Origin of the sequence: Marmoricola endophyticus (assembly GCF_014644415.1) — a bacterium.
GTDB lineage: Bacteria > Actinomycetota > Actinomycetes > Propionibacteriales > Nocardioidaceae > Marmoricola > Marmoricola endophyticus.
Window position 1 is genome coordinate 2,743,647 of the sequence record NZ_BMKQ01000001.1, and the last position, 16,655, is coordinate 2,760,301.

At 72.7% G+C, this 16,655-nt stretch carries 18 protein-coding genes; 9 read left to right on the forward strand and 9 right to left on the reverse strand.

What is annotated here, in order from left to right; translation table 11 throughout:
- Positions 1 to 28 precede the first annotated feature (28 nt).
- Positions 29 to 520, reverse strand: coding sequence for a YajQ family cyclic di-GMP-binding protein (locus IEX42_RS13445; protein WP_188780227.1), 492 nt, complete (start codon positions 518 to 520; stop codon positions 29 to 31).
- A 309-nt stretch (positions 521 to 829) separates the two neighbouring features.
- Between IEX42_RS13445 and IEX42_RS13450 the strand changes: the two genes are divergently transcribed.
- Both IEX42_RS13450 and IEX42_RS13455 read left to right on the forward strand, forming a co-directional pair.
- Positions 830 to 1,006 (forward strand): hypothetical protein, encoded by a 177-nt coding sequence (locus IEX42_RS13450; protein WP_188780228.1) that lies wholly within the window; start codon positions 830 to 832, stop codon positions 1,004 to 1,006.
- A 73-nt stretch (positions 1,007 to 1,079) separates the two neighbouring features.
- On the forward strand, positions 1,080 to 1,673 hold the full coding sequence (locus IEX42_RS13455) for a DNA-3-methyladenine glycosylase I (protein WP_308422234.1): 594 nt from the start codon (positions 1,080 to 1,082) through the stop codon (positions 1,671 to 1,673).
- A 216-nt stretch (positions 1,674 to 1,889) separates the two neighbouring features.
- Here the strand turns inward: IEX42_RS13455 and IEX42_RS13460 are convergent, their stop codons facing one another.
- Both IEX42_RS13460 and IEX42_RS13465 read right to left on the reverse strand, forming a co-directional pair.
- Positions 1,890 to 3,734, reverse strand: a complete 1,845-nt coding sequence (locus IEX42_RS13460) for an MDR family MFS transporter (protein WP_188780229.1) — start codon at positions 3,732 to 3,734, stop codon at positions 1,890 to 1,892.
- A 231-nt stretch (positions 3,735 to 3,965) separates the two neighbouring features.
- Positions 3,966 to 5,333, reverse strand: a complete 1,368-nt coding sequence (locus tag IEX42_RS13465; RefSeq protein WP_188780230.1) for an FAD-binding oxidoreductase — start codon at positions 5,331 to 5,333, stop codon at positions 3,966 to 3,968.
- 330 nt (positions 5,334 to 5,663) lie between these two features.
- On the opposite strand from IEX42_RS13465, the gene IEX42_RS13470 reads away from it, so the two are divergent.
- The 5 genes from IEX42_RS13470 to IEX42_RS13490 all read left to right on the forward strand — a co-directional run bounded on the left by IEX42_RS13470 (position 5,664) and on the right by IEX42_RS13490 (position 9,650).
- A complete protein-coding gene (locus tag IEX42_RS13470) occupies positions 5,664 to 6,623 on the forward strand; it encodes an asparaginase (protein ID WP_188780231.1) in 960 nt (319 codons plus the stop codon).
- Between the two features lie 113 nt (positions 6,624 to 6,736).
- The gene (locus IEX42_RS13475; RefSeq protein WP_188780232.1) at positions 6,737 to 7,159 is read left to right on the forward strand and encodes a helix-turn-helix domain-containing protein; all 423 of its coding nucleotides are present in this window, start codon (positions 6,737 to 6,739) and stop codon (positions 7,157 to 7,159) included.
- A gap of 28 nt (positions 7,160 to 7,187) precedes the next feature.
- On the forward strand, positions 7,188 to 7,931 hold the full coding sequence (locus IEX42_RS13480) for a hypothetical protein (RefSeq protein WP_188780233.1): 744 nt from the start codon (positions 7,188 to 7,190) through the stop codon (positions 7,929 to 7,931).
- Positions 7,932 to 8,050: 119 nt separating this feature from the next.
- Positions 8,051 to 8,332, forward strand: a complete 282-nt coding sequence (locus IEX42_RS13485) for a DUF2516 family protein (RefSeq protein WP_188780234.1) — start codon at positions 8,051 to 8,053, stop codon at positions 8,330 to 8,332.
- 4 nt (positions 8,333 to 8,336) lie between these two features.
- Positions 8,337 to 9,650, forward strand: a complete 1,314-nt coding sequence (locus tag IEX42_RS13490) for a protealysin inhibitor emfourin (RefSeq protein WP_188780235.1) — start codon at positions 8,337 to 8,339, stop codon at positions 9,648 to 9,650.
- Here the strand turns inward: IEX42_RS13490 and IEX42_RS13495 are convergent.
- Entirely contained in the window at positions 9,607 to 9,912 is a 306-nt protein-coding gene (locus IEX42_RS13495) for a hypothetical protein (protein ID WP_188780236.1), read from the reverse strand. The genes IEX42_RS13490 and IEX42_RS13495 overlap by 44 nt on opposite strands.
- Positions 9,909 to 10,685: a hypothetical protein gene (locus IEX42_RS13500; RefSeq protein WP_188780237.1), complete on the reverse strand. Its 777-nt coding sequence runs from the start codon at positions 10,683 to 10,685 to the stop codon at positions 9,909 to 9,911. The genes IEX42_RS13495 and IEX42_RS13500 overlap by 4 nt, the downstream gene beginning before the upstream one ends.
- Positions 10,686 to 10,717: 32 nt before the next feature.
- Between IEX42_RS13500 and IEX42_RS13505 the strand changes: the two genes are divergently transcribed.
- Positions 10,718 to 11,638, forward strand: coding sequence for a MauE/DoxX family redox-associated membrane protein (locus IEX42_RS13505; RefSeq protein ID WP_188780238.1), 921 nt, complete (start codon positions 10,718 to 10,720; stop codon positions 11,636 to 11,638).
- Positions 11,639 to 11,854: 216 nt separating this feature from the next.
- On the opposite strand, the gene IEX42_RS13510 is transcribed toward IEX42_RS13505, so the two are convergent.
- Both IEX42_RS13510 and rfbB read right to left on the reverse strand, forming a co-directional pair.
- Positions 11,855 to 13,240 (reverse strand): sugar nucleotide-binding protein, encoded by a 1,386-nt coding sequence (locus IEX42_RS13510; protein ID WP_188780239.1) that lies wholly within the window; start codon positions 13,238 to 13,240, stop codon positions 11,855 to 11,857.
- Complete coding sequence (gene rfbB / locus IEX42_RS13515) at positions 13,237 to 14,235, reverse strand: dTDP-glucose 4,6-dehydratase (RefSeq protein ID WP_188780240.1); 999 nt, start codon at positions 14,233 to 14,235, stop codon at positions 13,237 to 13,239. Before rfbB ends, IEX42_RS13510 begins: the two co-directional genes overlap by 4 nt.
- Positions 14,236 to 14,508: 273 nt before the next feature.
- On the opposite strand from rfbB, the gene rfbA reads away from it, so the two are divergent.
- A complete protein-coding gene (gene rfbA / locus IEX42_RS13520; RefSeq protein ID WP_188780241.1) occupies positions 14,509 to 15,369 on the forward strand; it encodes a glucose-1-phosphate thymidylyltransferase RfbA in 861 nt (286 codons plus the stop codon).
- 16 nt (positions 15,370 to 15,385) lie between these two features.
- Here the strand turns inward: rfbA and IEX42_RS13525 are convergent, their stop codons facing one another.
- Positions 15,386 to 15,661 carry a PqqD family protein gene (locus IEX42_RS13525; RefSeq protein WP_188780242.1) on the reverse strand — a complete coding sequence of 92 codons (276 nt, stop codon included), beginning with the start codon at positions 15,659 to 15,661 and terminating at the stop codon, positions 15,386 to 15,388.
- Positions 15,658 to 16,653 (reverse strand): nucleotidyltransferase family protein, encoded by a 996-nt coding sequence (locus tag IEX42_RS13530; protein WP_373286191.1) that lies wholly within the window; start codon positions 16,651 to 16,653, stop codon positions 15,658 to 15,660. Before IEX42_RS13530 ends, IEX42_RS13525 begins: the two co-directional genes overlap by 4 nt.
- Positions 16,654 to 16,655 lie beyond the last annotated feature (2 nt).

Consider the following 16,655-nt stretch of genomic DNA (forward strand, 5'->3'; position numbering starts at 1 on the left):
CAGCAGGGCATACACCCCGGCGCCGACGTCAGCGGTAGTTGGTGAACTGCACCGCGAAGTCGTAGTCCTGTGCCTTGACCAGCTGCTGCACGGCCTGCAGGTCGTCGCGCTTCTTGGAGCTGACCCGGAGCTCGTCGCCCTGGACCTGGGCCTTGACCCCCTTGGGGCCCTCGTCGCGGATCAGCTTCCCGATCTTCTTGGCGTCCTCGGAGGTGATGCCCTCCTTCAGCGCCACCGTGATCTTGGACTGCTGGCCCGACGGGCGCGGCTCGGAGGCGTCGAGGATCTTCAGCGACTGCTGCCGCTTGACCAGCTTCTCCTTGAAGACCTCGAGCACCGCAGTCGCCCGGTCGTCGGCGTTCGCGCTGATCTCCACGGCCGCCTCGCCGGCCCACTCGATGCTGGCCCCGGTCCCCTTGAAGTCGAAGCGCTGGGTGACCTCGCGGGCCGCCTGGCTCAGCGCGTTGTCGACCTCCTGGCGGTCGAGCTTGGAGACGATGTCGAAGGAGGAGTCGGCCACGAGAGGGGCTGCCTTTCCGATTTATCGGGGACCAGGGGTCTGCGCTAGAGTCGCTCGCGCGCTGGCCACTGTAGTGGCGTCGCGCACCCGGCAGGTTGGCACCTGCCACCGAGTCGTCAGAGGCCGGGCCCGGACGGGCCCGGCCTTCGTCGTCCCCGACGACTGACGCGGGGTGCGCTCACCGCTCGGACGCCTATCTGCGGGAGAGCGAGATCACCCTGTCCGAGCTTGGTCCTGTCATGAGTCATGCGAGAGAATGCTCATGACGGCGGAAACGGTCCGCCCGGCCCCTCGAAGGAGTGATCGCTCATGACGACCAAGCCCCCCTACGACCTGCTGTCGGTTCGCGCGCAGACCAGCGTCGGATCCCGTGAGTGGGTCCTCCGCGCCGGTCGCGGGGTGCGTACGGCGATGCGCGACGCCGCTGCCGCCAACCGCCGGATGGCCGAGCTGCGCACCAGCATCGACCACGTCACCCCGTTCTGAGCCACGCTCCACGACGGCCCCCGACGCACCACGCGTCGGGGGCCGTCGTCGTGCGCCACTAGTCTCTCGACGCGTGAGCGAGGGGACCGGGCCGCTGGTCGGCGAGGACGGTGTCGCGCGCTGCCCGTGGGGCGGCGGGCCGGCGATGATCGCGTACCACGACACCGAGTGGGGCGTGCCGCTGCACGGTGAGGACGCCTGGTTCGAGCGGCTGAGCCTCGAGGGCTTCCAGGCGGGCCTGTCGTGGCGGACGATCCTGGACAAGCGGCAGCGGTTCCGAGAGGTCTTCCACGGTTTCGTCGTCGACGAGGTCGCGGCGATGACCGACGCCGACCTGGAGCTGCTGATGGCCGACCCGGGGATCGTCCGCAACCGCGCCAAGGTCCTCGCCACGCGCGGCAACGCCCGGGCGACGCAGGCGCTGCGCGAGCGCGGCGGGCTCGGGGCGCTCCTCGCCTCGTACGCCCCGGAGGAGACGCCGCGGCCGGCCGTCGTCGAGGAGGTGCCGACGGTCTCCGAGGAGTCGACGGCGCTGTCCAAGGCGCTGCGCAGGCTCGGATTCTCGTTCGTCGGGCCGACGACGATGTACGCCCTGATGGAGGCCAGCGGACTGGTCGACACCCACCTGCTCGGCTGCCACCGGCGCGGCGTCCGCCACGCGACCTAGGCCCTGTCTCTCAATTCGTGGCCTGCTGCCCGCCGCTCATCACGCACGCTGGCTGCGTTGCGGAAGCTCGACGGGCCGCCGGCCCGCCGTCGCTCCCGCGCCAAGCCACCACCCCACGAGACCGCTCGCTGCGCTCGCGCTCCCGCAGGGACCCCGGAGCTGCCATCGCACGCGCTCGACGACGTTCAGCGGACGGCCAGAATCGAGAGACATGCCTTAGCCCTCGCGCTCGTGCCGGCCGTGCTCCTCGGGCAGGTGCGGCGGGCCGTCCTTGCGGTGGTGTCCGCCGACGGTCGCCTCGAGCTCGCCCGCCTCCTCGGTCACCGGGGAGCCGGCGGCCTCGCCCGCGGCGTACTCGACGCGCTCGCCCTCGGAGCCCTCGGCCGCGGCGCTCGCGGGCGCGCTCTCGCGCAGCTCGATCTTCGGCAGGAAGTTCAGCACGACGAACGCCACCGCCATGACGATCGCGCCACCGATCAGCACGGTGCCCATCGAGCTCGCGAAGCCGGCCTGGAAGGGGTGGGCGACCAGGTCGCTCATCTTGTTGATGATCGAGGAGTCGTCCTGCACCGAGGCGAACACCCCGTTGCTCGATCCGGGGTTCTGCAGGCCCTTGAGCACCTGGCCGTCGACGCCGGTCGTGGGGATCTGCCCGCTCCTGGCCGCGGCGATGATGTCGGGCCCCTCGGACTTGAACGCCGAGGAGATGTTGCTGCCGACCGTGCTGAACAGCAGCGACAGGAACACCGCCACACCGAGCGCGCCACCGGTCTGCCGGAAGAAGGTCGCCGAGGCGGTGGCGACGCCGATCTCCTTCGGCGGGACGGCGTTCTGCACGATGATCGTGATCGGCTGCATGCACTGCCCGATGCCGAGACCCAGCAGCAGCATCCCCGCCATCACGAGGACGACGTTCGTGTCGGCGGTGAGGAACGAGAGCGCGCCCATCATGATCGCCGCCAGGCCGGAGCCGATGATCGGGAAGATCCGGATCGCACCGGTGCGGCCGGTGATCTGACCGACCACGATGCCCGCGGTCATCATCCCGACCACCATCGGCAGCATGAACAGGCCGGCCTCCGTCGGGGAGGCGCCGTGGACGATCTGGAAGTACTGCGGCAGCACCGAGATCGCGCCGAACAGCCCGGCGCCGATCAGGACGCTGGCGATGATCGTGACGGTCGCCGCCCGCAGCCGGAAGAGCCGCAGCGGGATCAGCGCGTCGTCGCGCATCGCCCGCTCCACCAGGACGAAGCCGAGGATCCCCACGACACCGACGGCGTACGAGACCAGTGCCCGCGCCGAGCCCCAGCCCCACTCGCGACCCTGCTCGGCGACGATCAGCAGCGGGACGGTGGCGACGGCGATGAACAGCGCCCCCCACCAGTCGATGCGCAGGTTCGGCTTCCGGGTGACCGCCCTGAGGTGGAGGTTCTTGGTCACGACCGCCAGCGCAATGATCCCGATCGGGACGTTGACCAGGAAGACCCAGCGCCAGCCGGTGACGCCGAGGATGGAGGCCTGGCCGGCGAAGAGGCCGCCGATGACCGGGCCGAGCACGCTGGAGGTGGCGAACGTGGCCATGAAGTAGCCGGTGTAGCGGGCACGCTCGCGCGGCGACACGATGTCGCCGATGATCGCCAGGACCAGGGTGAACAGGCCACCGCCGCCGATGCCCTGGAGCGCCCGGGTGACGGCGAGCATGTACATCGAGCTGGCGAAGGTGCACGCGACCGAGCCGATGATGAAGATGCTGATCGCGAACAGGAAGAGCTTCTTGCGGCCGTAGAGGTCGCCGAGCTTGCCGTAGATCGGCGTCGTGATCGTGGTCGTGATGAGGTACGCCGTCGTCGCCCACGCCTGGAGCGACAGACCGTCGAGGTCGTCGGCGATCGTCCGGATCGCGGTGCTCACGATCGACTGGTCGAGCGCGGCGAGGAACATGCCCAGCATCAGGCCGGACAGGATCGTCAGGACCTGGCGGTGGGTGTAGCCGCTGGCGTTGACGTCGTCGTGGGTCGTACGACCGCCGGTCTCGGCGCGGGTGGCGGTGGTGGCCATGGGAGCTCCCGGTGTGGCTGGTGGGCGGGCTGCTGGGCCGGTGGGCCCCCGACAGGCTAGTTGCCTCGGGCAACGAGTCGCACCGGATTTGGGGGTGAACCCCCTCACCCGTGGATGTGTTCCTCGCTCCGGTGCGCCCCCAGGGCGCCGAGCGCGCAGTTGGGGCACGTCGTACGACGCCGAGCGGGCGTTCTCGTCCGGGCCGTGTGCGTGAAGTGCCCGGTCGGCGCGCTAGAGCAGGGCCCCGGGGTTGAGGATGCCGGCCGGGTCCAGCGCCCGCTTCACCGTCAGGTTGAGGGCCATGACGTCCTCGCCGAGCTGGGCCGGCAGGGCGTCGCGCTTGGCGCGTCCGACACCGTGCTCGCCCGTGATCGTGCCGCCCAGGGAGATCGCCAGGGCCATCACGTCCTCGAACGCCCGGCGCGATCGCGCGACGGCGTCGGGGTCGTTCGCGTCGAAGACGATGAACGGGTGGCTGTTCCCGTCGCCCGCGTGGGCGACGACGGCGATCGTCGTCTCACGCTCGGCGGCGATCCGGGCCACCCCGCCGACGAGCTCGGGCAGCAGCGGCACCGGGACGCCGACGTCCTCGAGGAGTGCCGAGCCCTTGGTCTCCAGCGCCGTGAACGCGGCCCGGCGGGCGTCGACGAACATCTCCGACTCCTCGGGGTCGGTGGTCGCCAGCACCTCGGCGGCGCCGCTCGCCTCGCACACCTCGCCCATCGCCTCGATCTCGAGCCCGCGCGCGTCTCCCGGGGCGTCGGACTGGGCGATGAGGAACGCGCCGGCCTCGCGGTCGAGGCCACGCGGCTTGAGGTCCTCGACGGCGTTGATGGTGGCCGTGTCCATCAGCTCCAGCATCGAGGGACGCATCCGTCGCCGGATCTCCACCACGGCCCGGGCCGCCTCGGTCATCGAGGCGAACGTCGCCACCATGGTCGCGAGCGGCCCCTGCGAGGGGACCAGCCGCAGGACCGCACGGGTGACGATGCCCAGCGTGCCCTCGCTGCCGACGTACAGCTTGAGCAGGGGCAGTCCCGCGACGTCCTTGACCCGCTTGCCGCCGAGGGTGACCAGCGTGCCGTCGGCGAGGACGACGTCGAGTCCCAGGACGTAGTCGGCGGTGACGCCGTACTTCACGCAGCACAGCCCGCCGGCGTTGGTCGCGATGTTGCCGCCGATGGAGCACATCTCGTACGACGCCGGGTCCGGCGGGTACCACAGGCCCTCGGCTGCGGCCGCCTGCTTGACCGCGGCGTTGAGCGCACCCGGCTCGACGACGGCGACGCCGGACGCGGCGTCGATCTCGATCGCCCGCATCCGCTCGAGCGAGACCACGATCCCGCCGTCGACCGCGGAGGCGCCGCCCGACAGGCCGCTGCCCGCGCCGCGCGGGACGACCGGCACCCGGTGTGCGGCGGCCCAGCGCACGGCCGCCTGCACCTGCTCGGCGGACTCGGCCCGGACGACGGCGAGCGGGGTCCCCGCCGTCTCGTCGTGCGACCAGTCGAAGCGGTAGCCCTCCAGCGTCGCGGGCTCGGTGGTCAGCACGCCGGCCGGGAGCACCTCGGCGAGCGACGGCAGGTCCGGGGTGGTCACGACTCACACCCAACCACGCCGGCCGACACGGGCGGAGGTCTCGACGTCCTCCCTCGCTGGCGCTCGGTCGGGCTCGACCACCTCGGTGACGGCCTCGACGTCCCTTCGACGCGCGCTCCTTCGTCGCTGCTCAGGACATCGACTCGCTCGCTGGCGCTCGGTCGGGCTCGACCACCTCGGTGGCGGCCTCGACGTCCCTTCGACGCGCGCTCCTTCGTCGCTGCTCAGGACATCGACTCGCTCGCTGGCGCTCGGTCGGGCTCGACCACCTCGGGGACGGTCCCGACGGCGGCCGCACCGTCACGTCCACGGCGTCGTAGGTTCGTGGTCATGGCGTCGGTGGTGCTCGCGGAGATCGTTCGGTCGGGGTTCGTGGAGGGAGCGCACCACGGGTCGGCGGTGTCGCTGGCGGCCGACGGGACGCTCGCGTACGCCGCCGGCGACGTGAGCACGCCGATGCTGCCGCGCTCGTGCGCCAAGCCCCTCCAGGCGGTGGCGATGCTCCGGATGGGCCTCGAGCTCGACGGCGAGCTGCTCGCGCTGGCGTCGGGCTCGCACTCCGGGGAGGGGTTCCACGCGGAGGGGGCGCTGCGGATCCTGCGCGGCGCCGGGCTGGACGCCTCCGCCCTGCAGGACCCGCCCGACCTGCCGCTGCAGCCGCAGGTGCGCGACATGGCGCTGCGCGGCGGCGTGGAGCCGAGCCGGCTGCTGATGAACTGCTCCGGCAAGCACGCGGCGATGCTCGCGACCTGTGCCGTGCGCGGGTGGGACACCTCGTCGTACCTCGACCCGCAGCACCCGTTGCAGCAGGGGATCGAGGAGACGGTCGCCGAGCTGACCGGGGAGCCGATCGCCGTCCACGCCACCGACGGCTGCGGTGCGCCCCTGCTGTCGACGTCGCTGGCCGGGCTCGCGAGGGCCTTCGCGAGGCTGGCCACGGCCGTCGACGGTCCCGAGCGCCGAGTGGCCGATGCGATCCGGCAGCACCCGGAGTGGACCAGCGGCACCACGCGCGACGAGCGCGCGCTCCTCGCGGCGGTCCCCGGGGCGATCGCGAAGATGGGTGCCGAGTCCTGCTACGTCGTCGCGCTCGCCGACGGCAGGGCGTTCGCGCTCAAGCACGACGACGGTGCCGACCGGGTGCGTCCGGTGACGATGACGGCCCTGCTGAGCCGCTCGGGTGTCGACACCGAGCCCGGCGTCGACACCGGTGCCGTACGACGACTCGGCGAGCTGTCGCTGCTGGGTGGCGGCGTCGTCGTCGGCGCGATCCGCGCAGCACTTCCCTGACTCCTGCTGCTAGCAGAGCAAGCGGTTGTCTGCTCAACCACTGTTGAGTATCTGTGACTACGTTCACGCTGCTAGCGGTTGCAAGCGCTAGCACTTGCTAGCAGCATGGAGGCATGGCACGAAGCAAGGTCGGCGACGCGGTGGTCTCCCTCGGGGAGTACCTCCGCGAGCAGCGCACCGGCGCCCAGCTGTCCCTGCGCCAGCTCGCCGCCCAGGCGGGCGTGTCCAACCCGTACCTCTCCCAGATCGAGCGCGGACTCCGCCGGCCCTCGGCCGAGGTGCTCCAGCAGCTCGCCAAGGCGTTGCGGATCTCCGCGGAGTCGCTCTACCTCCACGCGGGGATCGTGACACCCGAGGGTCAGACCCGGTCAGTCGAGCTGGCCGTCCTCGGCGACCCCGACCTCACCGAGCGGCAGAAGCAGTCGCTGCTCGACATCTACTCCTCGTTCCGGTCCTCCAACCTCGGCGACGACGCCGAGGACCGGTCCGGGAGCCCACGCACGGTCCGCGCCGACAGCACCGTCGGCACCGAGTAGCACCACCACCACGAGAAGGAGCCCACACATGGCTGGCACCAGCACGAAGTCCAAGAACGCGATCGACACGGCGGTGCGCCCGCTGTACGCCGTGGCCGGTGCGACCGACCTCGCCGTCGAGATGGCGCGCGGGTACGTCGCCGGGGCCCAGGCCAAGGTGACCGGGGCGCAGAAGAGCGCCCAGAAGCGGTTCTCCTCGGTCGACCTCGACCCGAAGACGCTGCAGAGCTCGGCCAGCTCGCTGGTCGCCGCGCGCGTCGAGGAGGTCGGCAGCCGCGCCAAGGCGCGTCGCAGCGAGATCGAGAAGACCGTCACCGACCTGCAGGACCGCGTCCAGGCGCTGCCCGGTCGCGTGGAGTCCTACGCCAAGGACACCGTCTCCGACCTGAACCAGACGTACGCCGAGCTGGCCACCCGCGGTGAGCAGCTGGTCACCCGGATCCGCACCCAGCAGTCCAGCCAGGACCTGAAGTCCTCGGTCAAGACCGGTGTCGCGGAGGCCAAGGCCACGGCGACCACCGCCGAGAAGGGCGCGAAGGCCACCAGCTCGCGTGCGAAGGCGACCTCGACGACGGCCAAGAAGTCCGCGAAGAAGGCCACGAAGTCCGCTGCCTCCTCGACGTCGAGCAGCGCCAAGGCGACGGGGACGACGGCCAAGAAGGCCGCCAAGTCCACCACCAGCCGCGCCAAGGCGACCGGCACCACCGCCAAGAAGGCCGCCACCAAGGCGACCGAGGCCGTGAGCGACGCCGCCGAGAAGATCGGCGACTGACCCTCGACCCGCACCGCGAGGCGCCTCCCGTCCGATGACGGGAGGCGCCTCGTTCCGGTTTTCGCCGGATCGCTCGTCGCTCGCGGGCACCGTCGGTGGATCTCGGTAGGCTCGTCAAGGTGAGCTACGCGTTCGAGTTCCAGAATCTCGCGGTGACCGCGATCCTCCTCGTGATCGTCGCGGGGACGGCGTGGGCGCTCATCGATGCGCTGACCCGCAACCCGCAGGCGTTCGTGGCCGCGGACAAGCAGCAGAAGAACACCTGGCTCCTGATCCTGGGGATCTGCCTGGCGGTGGCGATCTTCCTGCCCGGTCTCGGCCTGTTCATCGGCGCGGTGGGGATGCTCGTCTACCACCTCGACGTGCGTCCGGCGCTGGCGCGAGTGACGCGGCGGCGATGAGTCGATGAGCGCGCCGCTGCACGCGTACCCCTGCACCATCGTGCCGCCGTACCTCCTCGAGCGGATGCGTGGCCACGACGACCCGCACTGCGCCTCCTGCGCCTCGCAGACGCTGGCGCTGGACGCCGAGCTGCGCGAGCGCACGCTCACCCGAGACGTCGCCGGACCGACGCCGGTCACCGGGGACTGGGCGATCCACACGGCCGGCAACACCACCGATCTGCCGGGCCGTCTGGTCCGCAGCGCCGGCGAGCCCGAGAGCGGCGACGCCGCCGTCGACGAGGCGGCCGCCGGGATCGCGGCCACCCTGGCGATGCTGCGCGAGGTCTTCGACCGGGACTCCTACGACGGAGACGGCGCCGGAGTGCTCGGCACGGTGCACTACGGGCAGGACTACGACAACGCGTTCTGGAACGGCACCCAGCTGGTCTTCGGCGACGGGGACGGCAAGGTCTTCGGCCGGTTCACCGAGCCTGTCGACGTGCTGGCCCACGAGCTCGCGCACGCGCTCACCGAGCGGACCGCCGGGCTGGCGTACCAGGGCCAGCCGGGCGCGCTCAACGAGTCGGTCTCCGACGTCGTCGGCGCCTGCGTGAAGCAGCGCGTCCTGGGGCGTACCGCCGAGACCGCGACGTGGCTGGTCGGGGAGGGGATCTTCCTCCCCGGGGTGCAGGGCAAGGCGCTGCGCTCGATGATCGAGCCCGGTACGGCGTACGACGACCCCACGCTCGGCAAGGACCCCCAGGTCGGGTCGATGGCCGACTACGTCGAGACCGACGAGGACAACGGCGGCGTCCACATCAACTCCGGCATCCCCAACCGCGCCTTCGTGCTCGCGGCGAGGGCCATCGGCGGGGACAGCGCCGAGGGCGCCGGCCGGGTCTGGTACGCCGCCCTCACCTCGGGCATCGGGCCCGACACCGACTTCGCCGGCTTCGCGCAGGCCTGTGTCGCGGCGGCCGGTGACCACGCCGACGCGGTGCGCTCGGCGTGGGAGCAGGTCGGGGTCACGCCCGGCACGGCGGCGTCGCCAGCCCCGGCGGCCGGTCGGGCGGTCCGCGTCACCCGCAGCGGCGGCTTCGCCGGGATCGGGGCCAGTGCCGAGCTGGACCTCGACGGCACCGACCCGAGGGCGGCCCAGGCGCAGGAGCTGGTCGCCCGGACCGACCTGGCGTCCGTGCGCGCCAGAGCACCCCAGGACAGCCACCCGGACCGGTTCGCCTACCGGATCGAGGTGCCCGGCGCCGCACCGGTGACGGTGGCCGAGCAGGACCTCACCGAGGACCTCCAGCAGCTGGTCCGTCTGCTCCTGGGCTGACCTCCTCGACCAGCCCCTCCGCGGACAGCGTGGCCACGGCGGCGGCGACGAGGGCGCCGGGGTCCTGGCCGGGCGGTGCGCCGAGCTCCTCGACGAGCCGCTGCGTGAGTGCGGCGAGCGGGGTCGGCTCCGCCAGCAGGTCGAGGACGTACGGTCCGAGGCCGTGCACGTGCACGACCCGGCCGGCCAGGAGCACCAGCCGCTCCCCGTCGCGGTCCAGCTCGTCGACCGGCGTCACGCGTCGCAGCGGCCCGCCGCTCATCGGGCCGGGCCGATCAGCTCGTCGAGCAGCGGGCCGAGCGTGGTGGCCTCGGCGTACGTCACCGCCAGCACGGGGCGCACATCGAGCAGGTCGGCCAGCAGGTGCAGGGGTCGGTCCAGCCGGTCCAGCGAGGAGGTCTCCTCGGCGAGCGCGACGATCGTGTCGAAGAGTCCGAGCCTCTCGACGCTCGGCTGCCCGACGTGCGTGGGCTCGCGGCGAAGCAGCACCAGAGCGGCGAGCCACGGTGCGGCGCCCTCGGTCCCGAGTGCCAGGCTGCCCGGCGCGACCTCGTCCTTGGTGACCTCATCGGCGCGGCGGACCGACAGCGGCTTGGCGAACGGCACCACGGTGCCGTCGCGACGCAGCGCGAGGGTCTCGTCGGTGAGGTAGCGGCGACCGGGGCCCAGCGTCCGGCACAGCGTGGTCTTGCCCGTACCGCCCCTCGCGACGCAGGCGACGGCGGCGCCGGTGACCGGATCGGCCAGCCCGGCGGCGTGCAGCATCAGCAGCTCGCCCGCGCCGGACTCGATCGCGATGCGCACCAGGGCGTGGGTGAGCGTGGTCGGCAGCCGCTCGGCGTCGGGGTCGGCGATGCTCTCGGGCTCGGCGGGGGCGCCGACGCGTACCGTCACCCGGCGTCCGGGCGCCGTCGCGTCGCGTCCGCAGCCCGCCCAGAGGGCCGCGAGCGAGCGGTGCATCTCCTCGGCGCCCGGGCCCGACACGTCGAGGTCGACGTCCGCGCGCAGCAGGCGCAGCGGGATCGGCGGGAGCACCCCAGCGAGGATAGAGCGCCTACAGTCGCCGGGTGACCGACGCCGTCCTCCTCGCCCCGCTGGCGCTGGCGGTCTCGCTGGCCGTCGCCGGCGTGGCCAAGCTGCGCGACCCGGTCGGGAGCGCGATCGCGTTCGAGGACCTGGGCGTCCCGGCGGCACTGAGCGGGCCGAGGGCCGTCCTGGCCCTGCCGTGGGTCGAGATCGTCCTCGCGGTCGGGCTCGTGGCGCTCCCCGCGCCGTGGACGCTGGTGGCGGCGGTGCCGGCCACCCTCCTCCTCGTGGTGTACGTCGGTCTCGTCCTGCGGGTGCTGCGCGCCGGGGAGGAGGTGTCGTGCCAGTGCTTCGGCGGGATCGGCGACGGCGCCGTGGACTCCCGCGCGCTGGCGCGCAACGTCCTGCTGCTGCTCGCCGGTCTCCTCGGCGTCGTCGACGCGGCGAGCGGCGGGTCCGTGGTCGGGCGGGTCCCGGATCTCGGCGGCGAGGGCTGGGCGTGGCTGGTCGGCGGTGTGCTGCTGGCGCTGCTGGCGGCGCTGGTCGTCGGGTCCTCGCGGGCGACGGCGGAGGAGCGCGCGGGCATCCCGTACCTCACGGTGCACACCGAGGACGGCGAGAGCACCAGCCTCCCCGAGCTGGCCAGCCTGCGACCGGTGCTCCTGGTCCTGCTCTCCACCTCGTGCAGCCACTGCGAGCGGGTCAGTGCGCAGGTGGCCGACTGGCCGGCGATGCTGCCCGAGGTCGCCGTCCACGTCGTGGGAGCCGGAGCCGACGCGGACCCGCGCTGGCCCGCCGTCCTGCGGGACCCCGAGGAGCAGATCGCCCGCGTGCTCGGGATGGGTCGGCCGTCGGCGGTGCTGCTGGGCGCCGACGCCCTGGTGGCCGGTGGACCGGTCACCGGTGCCGGCGACGTCCTGCGGCTGGCGTCCGACGTCCGGGCCCGGCTCGACGAGGCTTAGGCCCTGTCTCTCAATTCGTGGCCTGCTGTCCGCCGCCCCTCACGCACGCTGGCATCGTTGCGGAAGCTCGACGGGCCGCCGGCCCGCCGTCGCTCCCGCGCCAAGCCACCACCCCACGAGACCGCTCGCTGCGCTCGCGCTCCCGCAGGGACCCCGGAGCTGCCAGCGCACGCGCTGGACGACGTTCAGCGGTCGGCCAGAATTGAGAGACGTGCCCTAGGCCAGCTCGGCGGCGACGTAGGCGGCGAGCGCCTCGTCGGCGTCGACGGGCTCGAAGCCGGTCGCGCGGATCCGTTGCAGGCTCAGCGTGGAGTACGCGGGGCGGGGGGACAGCACCTTGCCGGCGGCGTACTCCTCGGTGCTCACGGCGGTGACGTCGCCGGCGTCCCGGCCGGCCGCCGCGAAGACCATCCGCGCGTAGTCGCACCAGCTGCGGGTCTGCCCACCGTTGGTCACGTGGTACGTCCCGCAGGCCGGCCGGGCCTGCAGCAGGTGCGCGGTCGCGCGGGCCAGCTCGTCGGCGAAGGACAGCCGACCCACCTGGTCGTCGACCACCGACGGCGAGACCCCGTCGCGGGCCAGCCGCAGCATCGTGCGGACGAAGTTGTTGCCGTCGCCGACCACCCAGCTGGTGCGCAGCAGGTAGTGCTGCGGCGCCGCCGCGACGGCGAGGTCGCCGGCCGCCTTGGACTGGCCGTACACGCCGAGCGGCGCCAGCGGCTCGGTCTCGACGTGCTCCTCTGCGGTGCCGTCGTACACGTAGTCGCTGGAGTAGTGCACGAGCGTGAAGCCGTGCTCCCGGGCGGCCGCGGCGAGCAGCGCCGGCCCGGTGGCGTTGACCGCCCAGGCAGCCGCGCGGTCGGTCTCGGCCGCGTCGACCGCGGTGTAGGCGGCGGCGTTGACGACCACGTCGTACGGGGAGAAGTCGAAGGCCGCGACCGAGGCCGGGTCGCCGATGTTGAGCTCGGGGAGGTCGACCGAGTCGCCGCCGAGCAGCAGGGACGCCGCGCGGCCGACCTGGCCGCGGCCGATCACCAGCACGTGCGGGCCGGGGAACGGCGCGACGTCGGCGAGCGCCGGGTTCGCACGGTCCTTGGCCGACATCTCCACGGCCGGGTCGTCGAGCGGCACCGGCCAGCCGATGCCGAGCGCAGGGTCGGCGGCGTCGACCTCGAGGTAGATGGCGTCGGGGCTCCAGTGGTCGTTGACGAGGTACGAGTACGCCGTGCCGTCCTCGAGCACCTGGAAGCCGTTGGCCACCCCGCGCGGGACGAACACGGCGTCGCCGGGGCCGATCTCCTGCGTGGCGACCGTCCCGAAGCTCTCGCCGGGACGCAGGTCGACCCAGGCGGCGTACACGCGGCCGGTGGCCACCGAGACGAGCTTGTCCCACGGCTCGGCGTGCATCCCGCGGGTGACGCCCCGGGTGGCGTTGAAGGAGATGTTCTGCTGAACCGGCGCGAAGTCCGGCAGCCCGCCGGCGACCATCTTGGCGCGCTGCCAGTTCTCCTTGAAGAAGCCCCTCGCGTCGCCGCGCAGGTCCAACTCGAGGCGCAGCAGCCCGGGGATCGCCGTCGCGTGGACGGCGGGCAGGGCGCTCACTGGCCGCGTGCGGCGTACGCCGCCTCGGTCTCGGCCTTGGCGGGACGCCACCAGTCCTCGTGGGCGGCGTACCACTCCACGGTGTCGCGCAGTCCTGCCTCGAGGTCGGAGAACCGCGGGCGCCAGCCGAGCTCGTCGCGCAGCTTCGTCGGGTCGATCGCGTAGCGCAGGTCGTGGCCGGCCCGGTCGGTGACCATCTCGAGGTCGTCGGCGCCCTTGCCGAGGATCGAGAGCAGCATCCGGACCACGTGCAGGTTGTCCTGCTCGCCGTCGGCGCCGATGAGGTACGTCTCCCCGATCCGGCCGCGCTGGAGGATCTCCCAGACGGCCGAGGAGTGGTCGTCGACGTGGATCCAGTCGCGGACGTTGGCGCCGGTGCCGTACACCTTGGCCCGGCCGCCGTCGAGCAGCGTGGTGATCTGGCGCGGGATGAACTTCTCGACGTGCTGCCAGGGGCCGTAGTTGTTGGAGCAGTTGCTGATCGTCGCCGGGATGCCGAAGCTGCGGGCCCACGCCCGGACCAGCAGGTCCGAGCCGGCCTTGGTGGCGGAGTACGGGCTCGACGGGCGGTAGGCCGTGTGCTCGGTGAAGCGCTCCGGGTCGTCGAGCTCGAGGTCGCCGTACACCTCGTCGGTCGAGATGTGGTGGTAGCGGGTCCCGTGCCGGCGGACCGCCTCCAGCAGGGTGAACGTGCCCACCAGGTTGGTCGTCACGAACGGTGAGGGGTCGGAGAGCGAGTTGTCGTTGTGTGACTCCGCGGCGAAGTGCACGACCGCGTCCGCGGCCGCGACCAGCGGGTCGACCGCACCCGGGTCGGCGACGTCGCCGACCACCAGCTCCACCCGGTCGGCCGGCAGGTCGGCGATCGACTCGCGGGTCGCCGCGTAGGTGAGCTTGTCGAGCACGGTCACGTGGGTGTCCGGCTGCGCCACTGCGTGCCGGACGAAGGCGGAGCCGATGAACCCGGCGCCGCCGGTGACGAGGAGGCGTTGCATGGGGCCACGGTAGGACAGGCCGGTCACGGCGTACGACGTCGGTGGCCGCGGTTGGTGCGTCGGTCGCGGTGGTCTCGACGTCCTCGCTCCCTTCGACAGGCTCAGGACATCACGCTGTGCTCGCGTCGGGCTCGACCACCTCGGGCGGAGGTGGTCGAGCAGCGAGGAGCGCTGGCGACGAGCGACGTCGAGACCCGGTGAGGTGCGCGCCGGCGGCGACGTGGGCCGGCGTACCGCGGCAGCAGCCAGGTCGGCGCTCTAGGATCGCGACCCATGCGAGGAATCATCCTGGCCGGGGGGACCGGCTCGCGACTGCACCCGATCACGCTCGGGGTGAGCAAGCAGCTGGTGCCGGTCTACGACAAGCCGATGATCTACTACCCGCTGTCCACGCTGATGCTGGCCGGGATCCGCGAGGTCCTCGTCATCACGACGCCGCACGAGGCGGCGCAGTTCGAGCGGCTGCTGGGCGACGGGTCGCGGTTCGGGATCGAGATCACCTACGCGGTGCAGCCCTCGCCGGACGGGTTGGCGCAGGCGTTCGTGATCGGCGCCGACCACGTGCGCGGGGAGAAGTCGGCCCTGGTGCTGGGCGACAACATCTTCTACGGCGCCGGGATCGGCCACCAGCTCACCCGCTTCGAGAACCTGGAGGGTGCGGCGGTCTTCGGCTACCAGGTCAGCGACCCCACGGCGTACGGCGTCGTCGAGTTCGACGAGACCGGCCGGGCGATCTCGCTGGAGGAGAAGCCGGCGCGGCCGCGGAGCCCCTACGCGGTCCCGGGGCTGTACTTCTACGACGAGCAGGTCGTCGACATCGCCTCCACCCTCACCCCGTCGCCGCGCGGCGAGCTGGAGATCACCGACCTGAACCGGGTGTACCTCGAGCGCGGTGAGCTGCGCGTCGATGTGCTCCCGCGCGGCACCGCCTGGCTGGACACCGGCACCTTCGACTCGCTCAACGACGCCGGCGACTTCGTCCGCACCATCGAGAGCCGGCAGGGACTCAAGATCGGCGCGCCCGAGGAGATCGCCTGGCGGCAGGGCTGGCTCGACGACGACGCGCTGCGCGAGCGGGCCGAGCCGCTGGTCAAGAGCGGGTACGGCGAGTACCTCCTCGGCCTGCTCGACTGACCCGTTCGGGCGACGATCAGGGCGCGACGAGCAGCCCGCGTCCGACGAGGTCGTCGAGGAGGTCGCGCACGGGTGCGTCGAGGGTCTCGGCGTCCTCCCCGGTGAGGTCGGCCATGCGGGCGACCACCTCGCCGGCGTCGCGGGACTCGAGCGCCACCAGCCAGATCTGCGCGGCGGAGGCGGGCAGGACCACCGGCTCCCCGCCGGGCATCCGGGCCAGCAGGACCGACTGCGGTGCCTCGGTCGACTCGTCGACGGTCCAGGCGACGTCGGGCGCCGCGGCGTAGGTCACCGCGTCCGCCCGCGGAGGCGGGAGCGCACGAGGTCACGTACGTCGCCGAGGGCGTTGCGCCGACGCTCGCGGCGCGCCTGGGCGAGCTCGGCAACCGACGGCTCGTGGCCGATCGCCATGGCGACGTACTCCGGGTTGACCCGGAGGCCGTCGGCGGCGACCCGGAGCTTCGCCCGGGGTGTGGGCGCCGCGCGTACCCGGGCGCGCAGCTCGTCGAGCCGGCTTCCGCCCTCGGAGTAGTAGCGCCACAGCGCGGCGGTGCGGTCGTCGGCGTGCCGGCCCAGCTCGCCGAGCGCGGCGGCGAGCGCCACCTCGGCCCCGAGCCCGTCGGCACGCTCGCGCAGCGCGGAGCGGGCGCTCGCCGGCTGCTCCTCCCAGGCACGGCGCACGTCATGCTGCGCACGTGTCGACCGGCCGTCACGTGCGGCGTGCAGCAGGAGCAGCAACCCCTGGTCGAGCAGGGACGGGACGGCGCACTCCACGTGCGCGATACGTGTCGTCGCGCGATCGGCCCACAGCGCGTCGAAGGCGTCGGCCGCCGGGACGGTGAGGCCGGGGAACGAGCGGTGCAGGTCGGCGTACCCCCAGTGCGGGTGGCGGTAGTTGGCCGCGTGCTCGAACGCCGAGCCTCGGGCGAAGCCGGTGACCAGCCGCCAGTGGTGCGCGACCAGGAGCGAGACGAGCCGGTCGACGTGCCCGGGACGGATCAGGACGTCGGCGTCGCTGCTCGAGCGCTCGCCCTCGCCCGTCAGCGCGGGATCCAGCGCCGGCCCCTTGACGTGCAGCAGGTCCAGCCGGTGCTCGGTCGCGAGGGAGCCCAGGGTCGCGTGCGCCATCCGCACCCGGGCCTGCAGGCCGACCTCCACGGCGTCCATGCGGCCGAGGATAGGTGTGGCAGGGGACTCGGCGGCCTGCCGTGCGGCTGCGTTCCCCGTACACTCGGCCGACGACAGGGACCAGTGCACTGGTTCGGACGACCCACCCGAGGGCACCC

Excerpts from the sequence above, each read along its gene's own strand:
- IEX42_RS13460 (WP_188780229.1), bottom strand. The coding sequence starts at position 3,734 with ATGGCCACCACCGCCACCCGCGCCGAGACCGGCGGTCGTACGACCCAC.
- rfbA (WP_188780241.1), top strand. The coding sequence starts at position 14,509 with ATGCGAGGAATCATCCTGGCCGGGGGGACCGGCTCGCGACTGCACCCG.
- IEX42_RS13495 (WP_188780236.1), bottom strand. The coding sequence starts at position 9,912 with ATGAGCGGCGGGCCGCTGCGACGCGTGACGCCGGTCGACGAGCTGGAC.
- IEX42_RS13475 (WP_188780232.1), top strand. The coding sequence starts at position 6,737 with ATGGCACGAAGCAAGGTCGGCGACGCGGTGGTCTCCCTCGGGGAGTAC.
- IEX42_RS13490 (WP_188780235.1), top strand. The coding sequence starts at position 8,337 with ATGAGCGCGCCGCTGCACGCGTACCCCTGCACCATCGTGCCGCCGTAC.
- rfbB (WP_188780240.1), bottom strand. The coding sequence starts at position 14,235 with ATGCAACGCCTCCTCGTCACCGGCGGCGCCGGGTTCATCGGCTCCGCC.
- IEX42_RS13480 (WP_188780233.1), top strand. The coding sequence starts at position 7,188 with ATGGCTGGCACCAGCACGAAGTCCAAGAACGCGATCGACACGGCGGTG.
- IEX42_RS13470 (WP_188780231.1), top strand. The coding sequence starts at position 5,664 with ATGGCGTCGGTGGTGCTCGCGGAGATCGTTCGGTCGGGGTTCGTGGAG.
- IEX42_RS13450 (WP_188780228.1), top strand. The coding sequence starts at position 830 with ATGACGACCAAGCCCCCCTACGACCTGCTGTCGGTTCGCGCGCAGACC.